The 9,141-nt window shown below is 70.7% G+C and carries 12 protein-coding genes; 5 read left to right on the top strand and 7 right to left on the bottom strand.

Annotated features, from left to right (window positions below; all coding sequences use genetic code 11):
* Nucleotides 1–124: 124 nt before the first annotated feature.
* Genes KME77_RS11390 through KME77_RS11405 form a run of 4 tightly spaced genes read right to left on the bottom strand, consistent with a single transcriptional unit; the run spans nt 125 to nt 2,361 of the window.
* Nucleotides 125–547 carry a hypothetical protein gene (locus KME77_RS11390; RefSeq protein ID WP_219465540.1) on the bottom strand — a complete coding sequence of 141 codons (423 nt, stop codon included), beginning with the start codon at nt 545–547 and terminating at the stop codon, nt 125–127.
* A gap of 3 nt (nt 548–550) precedes the next feature.
* Nucleotides 551–1,042: a helix-turn-helix domain-containing protein gene (locus KME77_RS11395; RefSeq protein ID WP_219465543.1), complete on the bottom strand. Its 492-nt coding sequence runs from the start codon at nt 1,040–1,042 to the stop codon at nt 551–553.
* 60 nt (nt 1,043–1,102) lie between these two features.
* Entirely contained in the window at nt 1,103–2,008 is a 906-nt protein-coding gene (locus KME77_RS11400; RefSeq protein ID WP_219465545.1) for a M56 family metallopeptidase, read from the bottom strand.
* On the bottom strand, nt 2,005–2,361 hold the full coding sequence (locus KME77_RS11405) for a BlaI/MecI/CopY family transcriptional regulator (RefSeq protein WP_219465547.1): 357 nt from the start codon (nt 2,359–2,361) through the stop codon (nt 2,005–2,007). Before KME77_RS11405 ends, KME77_RS11400 begins: the two co-directional genes overlap by 4 nt.
* 54 nt (nt 2,362–2,415) lie before the next feature.
* Between KME77_RS11405 and KME77_RS11410 the strand changes: the two genes are divergently transcribed.
* On the top strand, nt 2,416–2,919 hold the full coding sequence (locus KME77_RS11410) for an O-acetyl-ADP-ribose deacetylase (RefSeq protein WP_219465551.1): 504 nt from the start codon (nt 2,416–2,418) through the stop codon (nt 2,917–2,919).
* A gap of 7 nt (nt 2,920–2,926) precedes the next feature.
* Here KME77_RS11410 and KME77_RS11415 read toward each other — a convergent pair whose 3' ends face one another.
* Both KME77_RS11415 and KME77_RS11420 read right to left on the bottom strand, forming a co-directional pair.
* Nucleotides 2,927–3,721 carry a class I SAM-dependent methyltransferase gene (locus tag KME77_RS11415; protein ID WP_219465553.1) on the bottom strand — a complete coding sequence of 265 codons (795 nt, stop codon included), beginning with the start codon at nt 3,719–3,721 and terminating at the stop codon, nt 2,927–2,929.
* A gap of 32 nt (nt 3,722–3,753) precedes the next feature.
* A complete protein-coding gene (locus KME77_RS11420; RefSeq protein ID WP_219465555.1) occupies nt 3,754–4,497 on the bottom strand; it encodes an SDR family NAD(P)-dependent oxidoreductase in 744 nt (247 codons plus the stop codon).
* Nucleotides 4,498–4,590: 93 nt separating this feature from the next.
* On the opposite strand from KME77_RS11420, the gene mshA reads away from it, so the two are divergent.
* From mshA to KME77_RS11435, 3 genes are read left to right on the top strand one after another with little or no spacing between them, the layout of a single operon-like run.
* Entirely contained in the window at nt 4,591–5,877 is a 1,287-nt protein-coding gene (gene mshA / locus KME77_RS11425) for a D-inositol-3-phosphate glycosyltransferase (RefSeq protein ID WP_443679396.1), read from the top strand.
* A gap of 25 nt (nt 5,878–5,902) precedes the next feature.
* On the top strand, nt 5,903–6,391 hold the full coding sequence (locus tag KME77_RS11430) for a type III secretion system chaperone family protein (protein ID WP_219465559.1): 489 nt from the start codon (nt 5,903–5,905) through the stop codon (nt 6,389–6,391).
* A gap of 22 nt (nt 6,392–6,413) precedes the next feature.
* Nucleotides 6,414–7,157, top strand: a complete 744-nt coding sequence (locus KME77_RS11435) for a phosphoglyceromutase (RefSeq protein WP_219465561.1) — start codon at nt 6,414–6,416, stop codon at nt 7,155–7,157.
* An 80-nt stretch (nt 7,158–7,237) separates the two neighbouring features.
* On the opposite strand, the gene phoU is transcribed toward KME77_RS11435, so the two are convergent.
* A complete protein-coding gene (gene phoU / locus KME77_RS11440; protein ID WP_219465571.1) occupies nt 7,238–7,885 on the bottom strand; it encodes a phosphate signaling complex protein PhoU in 648 nt (215 codons plus the stop codon).
* A 123-nt stretch (nt 7,886–8,008) separates the two neighbouring features.
* Between phoU and KME77_RS11445 the strand changes: the two genes are divergently transcribed.
* The coding region (locus tag KME77_RS11445; RefSeq protein WP_372451167.1) for a sensor histidine kinase at nt 8,009–9,141 on the top strand (1,133 nt) is incomplete at its 3' end.

The raw sequence follows: 9,141 nt of genomic DNA on the forward strand, positions 1-9,141 counted from the left end.
AAAACGCGAGACGGGCCTCAGGGGTTCCGCATCAGAGCTCGAAGCGAGGGTTGCGTGTCAGGACTCGGCGCGAGAGGTTCCGCGTCAGGGCTCGCAGCGAGCACCTCAACACCACGAGAACCACTTACGCCTTCGGGGCGGCCTTCGTGGCGCGGGGCTTCTTGACCGGCGTGACGGGGGTCGCGACGGGCGGCTCGGCGGCCTCGGAGACCTCTTCGAGCTCCAGCGCGGCCTCACCGCTCGCCTGGCTGACGACCTTGCGCCCGCGGTTGGCGAACTCCTCGTAGACCTCGGTGGCCCGCAGGGTGATCTGGTCGGCGTAGCCGCGCGCCTTCTCCGGGAACTCCCGGGCGAAGCCCTCGGCCTTGTCGGCGTACGTGCGAGCCCGCTCCGGCAGCTCCCTGGCCAGCTCGGCGCGCCGCGACTGGAGCTTGAACAGCTGCTCGGGCAGCTCACGCAGCTTCTCGACCGCGTAGTCGCCCGCGCCCGCTACCGCGTAGAAAGGCTTGGAGTCGGTGAGCTTCTTGACCTCGGTGGCCAGCGTCATGGGTTAACCTTCCTTGGTTTCCTGGTTGGCGGTGCCATTACCGTTGGACGCCGCGAAGGGCTCAAGCGCGGCGAGGTAGTCCTCTGGCAGTGGCTCGTCGTCCTGTGGGGAGTCGTGCCGGGGATGAGCGTTCTGGGAGGTCTGCTCGTCTTCGGCGCGCTTCTCCTTGCGGAACGACTCGTAGATATCGATCAGCACCTGGCGCTGCCGCCCGCTCAGGTGCTTGTCGGATCTGATCGCGCTGATGACATCACTCGGCGGCTCGCGGTCCTCGATGAGGCCGGCCTGCACGTAGAGCGCCTGGGCGGAGATGTGCAGACCTTTGGCGATCTGGTTGAGGATCTCCGCGCTCGGCTTGCGCAGACCGCGCTCGATCTGGCTCAGGTAGGGGTTGGAGACCCCCGCTGCCGCCGCGAGCTGGCGCAGCGAGATCTTCGCCTGCTGCCGCTGCTCACGGATGTATTCGCCGATCGAGCCGACCTTCGGTAGTGCCATGCCGGTAGTCTGCACCAAAGTGCTTGCAATTGCAAACGCGCTGGCTAACACCAGCAAGCGTCAGAGCTGCACACTCCACAGAAGAAGGGCGGACGTGACCAATGTCACGGAAAGCGCGAGAGCCCCGTACCGCACCGCCGCGTGCAGCTCGGGACCCGGCTTGACCAGGCGGTCCACCCTGGCCATGACATGCTGCGCGTGCACGCCGAGCATGCCCTGCGGGGTCGGCATCGCCCCCGCGGTCCCGAACCTGAGCAGCGCCGTCGCCAGCCTGCGCGGCGAGCAGTAGCGCCGGGCGCGGTCGTCGGCGGCCATCTCGACCAGCAGCTCGACCTGCGCCTGCGCGTCACGCACCACCTTGGACCACGGCAGCGCCCGGCCCAGCGCCGCGAACGGCAGCAGCACCAGGTCGTGCCGCTCCCGCACGTGCGCCGCCTCGTGCGCGAGCACGGCCTTCATCTCGTCCCGCGACAGCAGCTTGAGCGCGCCGTCGCTGACCACCACCTGCGAGCGCAGGCCCGGCACGCAGTACGCCGCCGCGCTCGGATGGTCGAGCACCCGCACCCCGGGCACGCCCGGATCGTCGCGGGCGATCAGCGCGAGCAGGACGCGGTGCCGCCTGCGCGCCCGCAGGGCCTGCACGCCCGCCGTGACCAGCACCACGATCAGCACCGCCAGCGCGGTCAGCCCCGCCGCCATCGCCACGACGTGCAGCGCGTCCCACGAGGCGGACGGCCGCTCGCCGTGCGCGAAGGCGATCAGACCGGGCAGGACGCCCATCCCGTACGGCTGCACGGCGTAGGCCAGCATGGCGCCGGTCGTGGCCAGTCCCCAGGCCACGCCCAGGGACTGCCACAGGATGATGGCGACCCGGGGGGCGCGCGACGTCCAGCGGGCGGTCGTGAAACGCCAGGAGCCGAGCGCGCACGCCGAAGCGAGCGCTGCCAGCGTCGCTGCCGTGATCACTCGTCCTCCAGCTCCGTGAGGGCTTTTCGAAGGATCTCCGCCTCCGGGCCGGACACGGCCTGGGCGAAGCGGGTCAGGGCGGCCGATCGGTCGCCCGTCAGGTCAAGAGCTTCCAGCATAAGCTCAGCGATGTACGCGTCGCGGCTCGCCGCCGGTTCGTAGCGCCAGGCGCGGCCGTCACGGGTCCGCTGGAGGAACCCCTTGCGGGTCAGCCGGTCGAGCACGGTCATGACCGTGGTGGGGGCAAGGTCGCGGTCGGCTATGAGCCTGCCGACCTCACGGGCGGTCAGCGGGCTGTTCTCGGCCCAGATGATGTCCATGATGCTGCGTTCGAGCTCGCCAAGACCCTTCACACTCTTCAGCGTAGTACTACAGGACGTCGAGCAGACATCCGGGATGCTGGTGAGATGGACATCACGCTGGTCCAAGGAGACATCACCGCGCAGACGGTGGACGCGATCGTCAACGCCGCCAATTCGTCGCTGATGGGCGGTGGCGGGGTCGACGGCGCGATCCACCACAAGGGTGGTCCGGAGATCCTTGAGGAGTGCCGGGCGCTGCGCGCCTCCCGCTACGGCAGGGGGCTGCCGACCGGGCAGGCCGTCGCCACGACCGCCGGGCGGCTGTCCGCGCGCTGGGTGATCCACACCGTGGGGCCGGTGTACTCGCCGGTGGACGACCGCTCCGCGGCGCTGGCCTCGTGCTACCGGGAGTCGCTGAGGGTGGCCGACTCGCTGGGGGCGCGGTCGGTGGCCTTCCCGGCGATCTCCACGGGCATCTTCGGGTGGCCGCTCGACGACGGCGCGCGCATCGCGCTGAGCACTGTGCGCGGGTTGTCCACAGCTGTGGAGGACGTACGGTTCGTGCTGTTCGACGAGGAGGCGTACGGGGTGTTCAAAGCGGCGCTGTAGCCGTGCCTCAACCGGCCGGGGCCACGGCGTCCCAGGCCAGGGTCAGCTCGCCGAGCCGCCACCTGGCCGTCCCGCCGAGCGGCGGGCGCGTCGCCACCGGCCAGCCGGCCGCCAGCACGGTGGCGGTGGCCAGCCACCGCTGCCTGCGCCCATGAGCCCCGTACGGGGCGCTCACCGCCCATGCCCGGTCGAAGTCGCTCAGGAACGCGTGGATCCGCTCGCCGGGGACATTCCTGTGGATGAGCGTCTTCGGCAGCCGATCGGCCAGGTCCGAGGGCCGCTCGAAGGCGTTGAACCTCGCCGAGAACGTCAGCGTCCGCGGCCCGTCCCGGTCCAGCGCCACCCAGACCGCCCGGTGGCCGCTCTCCGAGCAGGTGCCCTCCACCAGCACGCCGCCGGGCGCGAGCCGGCCGCGCAGCAGGTCCCAGTAGTGCCGGGCGTCCGCCTCCCCGTACTGCCTGAGCACGTTGAACGCCCGCACCAGGACGGGCGGGCGCGGCACCGGCAGCTCGAAGCCGCCCAGCAGGAAGCGCAGCCCCTCGCGCTCGTACGGCTTGGCCAGCGCCACCCGCGCGGGATCGATCTCGACGCCCGCCACCTCGACGTCCGGCCTGACCTCGCGCAGCCGGGTGAACAGCTCCAGCGTGGTCGCGTGCGAAGCCCCGTACCCCAGGTCCACCACCAGCGGACGGTCGGCGGAGCGCAGCACCCGCGCCTGCGTGGCGGTGATCCACCGGTCGGCCCGCCGCAGCCGGTTGTGACCGGTCGTGCCGCGTGTGATCGCGCCGACCGGCCTAACCACCCCGCACCCACGACCTGTGCCCAGTCACTTGCTCAGTCACTGACGCGGTGCACCCGGTGCTGGGCCGCCTGGGCGCGGGGGCGCATGACCAGGCGGTCGATGTTCACGTGGGCGGGCCTGGTGACGCACCAGACGATCGCGTCGGCCACGTCGTCCGAGGTCAGCGGCCCGGGAACACCCTGATACACCTTGGCGGCGGCGGCCTCGTCGCCGCGGAACCGGTTGACCGCGAACCCCTCCGTCCGCACCATCCCCGGCGCGATCTCCACGACGCGCACCGGCTGGCCGACCAGTTCGAGGCGGAGCGTCTCGGCCATCGACCGCTGCGCCTGCTTGGCCGCGACGTAGCCGCCGCCGCCTTCGTAGGCCACCAGTCCGGCGGTCGAGGTGAGCAGCACGAGTACGCCGTCACCCGACGAGACGAGCTTCGGCAGCAGTGCCTGCGTCATCCGCAGCGTGCCGAGCACGTTGGTCTCGTACATGCGCTGCCAGTCGTCCACCAGCCCCTCGGCCACCGTCTCCGCGCCCAGCGCGCCGCCGGCGTTGTTGACCAGCACGTCACAGCGGTCGAGCGAGGCGGCGAGCGCGTCCACCGACTCCTGGGAGGTCACATCCAGCGTCATCGGGTGAATCGCGGGTATCTCGGCGGCGAGCTTGTCCAGCCGATCGCGCCGCCGCGCGCCCGCCACGACGTCGTAGCCCTCGGCGGCCAGCCGCCGCGCCGTCGCCTCACCGATCCCGCTGCTCGCGCCCGTCACCACGGCCGTCTTGTTCATGGCTGACATCTTGCCAGCCCCCCCGTGTCATCCCAGATGTCGGGAATGTCGAAAATATCTATGAGGTTGTACATCGCTTGGAGGTGGTGTCGGGTGAAGCGCCGGCGGGTCAACCGGGTCGCGACCATCAGCATGCACACGTCGCCCCTGGAACAGCCGGGCACGGGCGATGCCGGCGGCATGAACGTCTACATCGTCGAGGCCGCCAAGCGCCTCGCCGAGCTCGACGTGGAGGTGGAGATCTTCACCCGGGCGACCGCGCGCGACCAGCCGCCGGTGTGCGAGCTGGCCCCCGGCGTCCTGGTCCGTCACCTGAACGCGGGCCCGTACGAGGAGCTGACCAGGGCGGACATGCCGGGGCAGCTCTGCGCGTTCCTGTCCGGCGTGTTGCGCACGGAGGCGATGTACGACCCGGGCCGCTACGACGTCATCCACTCGCACTACTGGCTGTCCGGCCAGGTCGGCTGGCTGGCCAAGGAGCGCTGGGGCGTCCCCCTCGTGCACACCATGCACACCATGGCCAAGGTCAAGAACCGCATGCTGGCCCGGGACGACCAGCCCGAGCCGCAGGCCCGCGTGGTCGGCGAGCAGCAGGTCGTGGAGATCGCCGACCGCCTCGTCGCCAACACCGACGACGAGGCCCACGAGCTGATCGAGCTGTACCAGGCGCCCGAGGACCGCGTCGCCGTCGTGAACCCCGGCGTCAACCTCACCGTCTTCCAGCCCGCCTCGAAGGGCGCCGCCAGACGCCGCCTCAAACTCCCGCAGAACGCGCACGTGATGCTGTTCGTGGGCAGGATCCAGCCCCTGAAGGCGCCTGACGTGCTGCTGCGCGCCGCCTCCCGGATGCTCATCGACGACCCCTCGCTGCGCGGCCGCCTGGTCGTCGCCTGCGTGGGCGGGCCGTCGGGCAACGGGCTGGCCCGGCCGTCCATCCTCACCGAACTCGCCTCCGAGCTGGGCATCTCCGACGTCGTACGCCTCGTCCCGCCCGCGCCGCAGCACGAGCTGGCCGACTGGTACCGGGCGGCCGACGTCACCGTCGTGCCCTCGTACAACGAGTCCTTCGGCCTCGTCGCCCTGGAGTCCCAGGCGTGCGGCACCCCTGTCGCCGCGGCTGCGGTGGGCGGGCTGCGCACCGCCGTGCGCGACGGCGTGTCCGGCGTGCTGGTGGACGGCCACGACTCGCACGAATGGGCCCGCGCGCTGCGCCGCTTCGTCACCGAGCCCGCCTGGCGGGACCGGCTGGCGGCGGGCGCCGGAGCGCACGCGTCGGCGTTCGGCTGGCAGGCCACGGCCGCGCGCCTCCTTGAGGTGTACGCGGGCGCGGTCGACAACCTGCACGGGGTGCGCGGGATGCCGGTGGCCGTCATCTCGTAGGCAGTCGTTCCGTAGGCTGTACGGCATGCGCGATGTCGTTGAGGCAGCACTCAAGGCCGCGGACGTCTCCTACGACGAGCCGCGTCCAGGGGCGTTCCTGGTCAAGCTGCCCGGCCAGCACAAGCTCGCCACGATGACCTGGCTGATCATCGGCGACCAGGTGCTGCACGTCGAGGCGTTCTTCTGCCGCCAGCCGGACGAGAACCACGCCGAGTTCTACAGGTGGCTGCTCGGCAAGAACGGCGGCATGTACGGCGTCCACTTCTCCACCGACCCCGTCGGCGACGTCTACCTCGTCGGCCGGGTCCCGCTCGCCGCGATCAGCGAGGACGAGATCGACCGGCTGCTCGGCTGCGTGCTGACCTACTCCGACGACTGGTTCGACAGGGCGCTGGAGCTGGGGTTCGCCTCGTCGATCAGGCGCGAGTGGGAGTGGCGGGCCAAGCGCGGCGAGTCGCTGGCCAACCTCCAGGCGTTCGCCCGCTTCGCCGATCCGGAGCGGAACGACACCTGAGCCTCACCATAGGATTGCCCGTATGGCGACTTTGGTGCTGCTGCGGCACGGCGAGAGTGACTGGAACGCGAAGGGCCTGTTCACCGGATGGGTGGACGTGAGCCTGTCGGCCAAGGGCGAGGAGGAGGCCCGCCGGGGCGGCAAGCTGCTGGTCGAGGCCGGTGTCCGCCCGGACGTGGTGCACACCAGCCTGATGACCAGGGCCATCCAGACGGCCCACCTGTCACTCGGCGAGGCCGACCTCCTCTGGCTGCCGGTGCAGCGCTCGTGGCGGCTCAACGAGCGCCACTACGGCGCCCTCCAGGGCAAGAACAAGGCGCAGACGCGCGAGGAGTTCGGCGACGAGCAGTTCATGCTGTGGCGGCGCTCGTACGACGTGCCGCCGCCGCCCATCGCCGACGACGACGAGTACTCCCAGGCGGGCGACCCGCGCTACGCGCTGCTGCCGCCCGAGCTCATGCCGCGCACCGAGTGCCTGAAGGACGTCGTCGAGCGCATGCTGCCGTACTGGTACGACGCGATCGTGCCCGACCTGTCGGCCGGGCGCACGGTGCTGGTGGCCGCGCACGGCAACTCGCTGCGCGCGCTGGTCAAGCACCTCGACGGCATCGCCGACGAGGAGATCGCCGGGCTCAACATCCCGACCGGCATCCCGCTGCGGTACGAGCTGGACGCGGAGTTCCGGCCGCTGCAGCGGGGCGGCGAGTACCTCGACCCCGAGGCCGCCAAGGCAGCCATCGAGGCCGTGGCCAACCAGGGCCGCTGAGGCCCCGCGGGCGCCTCCTGTCTCAGGCGGGCGCCCCCCTTGTCCCAGGAGGACGGGCGGTCTCAGGAGGACGGGCGGTCTCAGGAGGACGGGCGCGAGCCCGTCACCAGGTAGACGACGTCGCCGGCCACGTTCACCGCGTGGTCGGCGTACCGCTCGTAGTAGCGGCCGATCAGCGTGATGTCGATCGCCGGCTCCACGCCGTGCTCCCAGTCCTTGGCCAGGATCGTCCTGAACAGCCGCCGGTGCAGCTTGTCCATGGCGTCGTCGTCGGACTCCAGCTCCATCGCCGCGTCGACGTCGTGCGAGGCGATGCACGCTCCCGCCTTCGTGACCAGCGTCTCGGCGATGTTGCCCATCTCCAGGATCGTCGGCCGCACCTCCTGCGGGATGGCCGAGTCAGGATGGCGCAGCCGCGCGATCTTGGCCACGTGCACCGCCAGGTCGCCCATACGTTCCAGGTCGGTGCCCATCCGCAGCGCCGTGATGACCATCCGCAGGTCCACGGCCACGGGTTGCTGTCTGGCCATCAGGTCGAAGATCGACGCCTCGATCTCCTCGAACGTCACGTTCACCTGCGCGTCCCTGGAGATCACGCTCTCGGCGAGCTGCAGGTCGGAGTCGAGCAGGGCGGTCGTGGCCCGGGAGATGGCCGAGCGGACAAGCCTGGTCATCTCAACCAGCTTGTCAGTCAGGGAATCAAGTTCTTCATGGTACGCGTCGCGCATGCCGTCACCGTACGTGGGCCTCGATGAACGAACTTCGACAACAAAATGAACTTTCCAGGAAAGACCCGTTCATCCCCAGGTGGGAGGGCTGTCCTCAGATGAAGGCCACCTACCATCGAAGGCATGAGTGAGATGGCCATGAGCTTGACGGCCCTTGCCGGGTTCGTCGTGGGAGCCCTGGCGGTCCTGTTCTACCGCAACCAGATCGAGGCCCCGAGCAGGAGTGCGGCGGCCGCCGACCAGGAGACGGGCGCGCTGCCGCAAGGCGTCGCGTCGGTGCTGGCCGTGCTGCCCTCCTCCGCCGTCGTGCTGGACGCCCACGACCGCGTGCTGCGCGCCAGCTCGGCCGCACGCGCGTTCGGGCTCGTCAAGGGCGACCGGCTGATGGCCGCCGAGCTGCTCGCCCTGGCCAGGCAGGTACGCAGGGACGGCGAGATCCGCGAGAGCGAGATCGACGTCGCCGGACACAAGTTCGGCCAGGAGACCACCAACTTCGCGGTCCGCGTGGCCCCGCTCGGCTCGTACGGCCAGGTCCTCGTGCTCGCCGAGGACCAGACCGAGCGGCGCAGGGTCGAGGCCGTGCGCCGCGACTTCGTGGCGAACGTCAGCCACGAGCTCAAGACCCCCGTAGGCGCCCTGAGCCTGCTCGCCGAGACCATCCAGGACGCCGCGGACGACCCGGAGGCCGTCACCCGGTTCGCCGGCCGCATGCAGCACGAGGCCGCCCGGCTCACCTATCTCGTCCAGGACCTGATCACGCTGAGCCGCATCCAGGGCGCCGAGCCCATCCCCACCCCCGGCCAGGTCGCCATCGACGAGGCCGTCCACGACGCCATCGACCACTGCAACACCAGGGCCATCGCCAAGGACATCACGCTCGTCACCGGCGGCGCCGAGGGCATGCGCATCTGGGGCGACGACGAGCTGCTCGTCACCGCCCTGCGCAACCTGATCGACAACGCCGTCGCCTACAGCCCCGAGCACACCCGGGTCGTCGTCAGCGTCCGGCCGGCGGGCGACTCCGTCGAGATCAGCGTCAGCGACCAGGGCATCGGCATTCCCGAAGAGTCGCTGGAACGCATCTTCGAGCGCTTCTTCCGGGTCGACGCCGCCAGGTCCAGGGCGACCGGCGGCACCGGGCTCGGCCTCGCCATCGTCAAGCACGTCGCAGCCGCGCACGCGGGCGAGGTCTCCGTCTGGAGCAAGGAAGGCTCCGGCTCCACGTTCACGCTCCGGCTGGCCGCCTTCGGCGGGAC

This window comes from Nonomuraea rhizosphaerae, from assembly GCF_019396405.1.
Lineage (GTDB): Bacteria > Actinomycetota > Actinomycetes > Streptosporangiales > Streptosporangiaceae > Nonomuraea > Nonomuraea rhizosphaerae.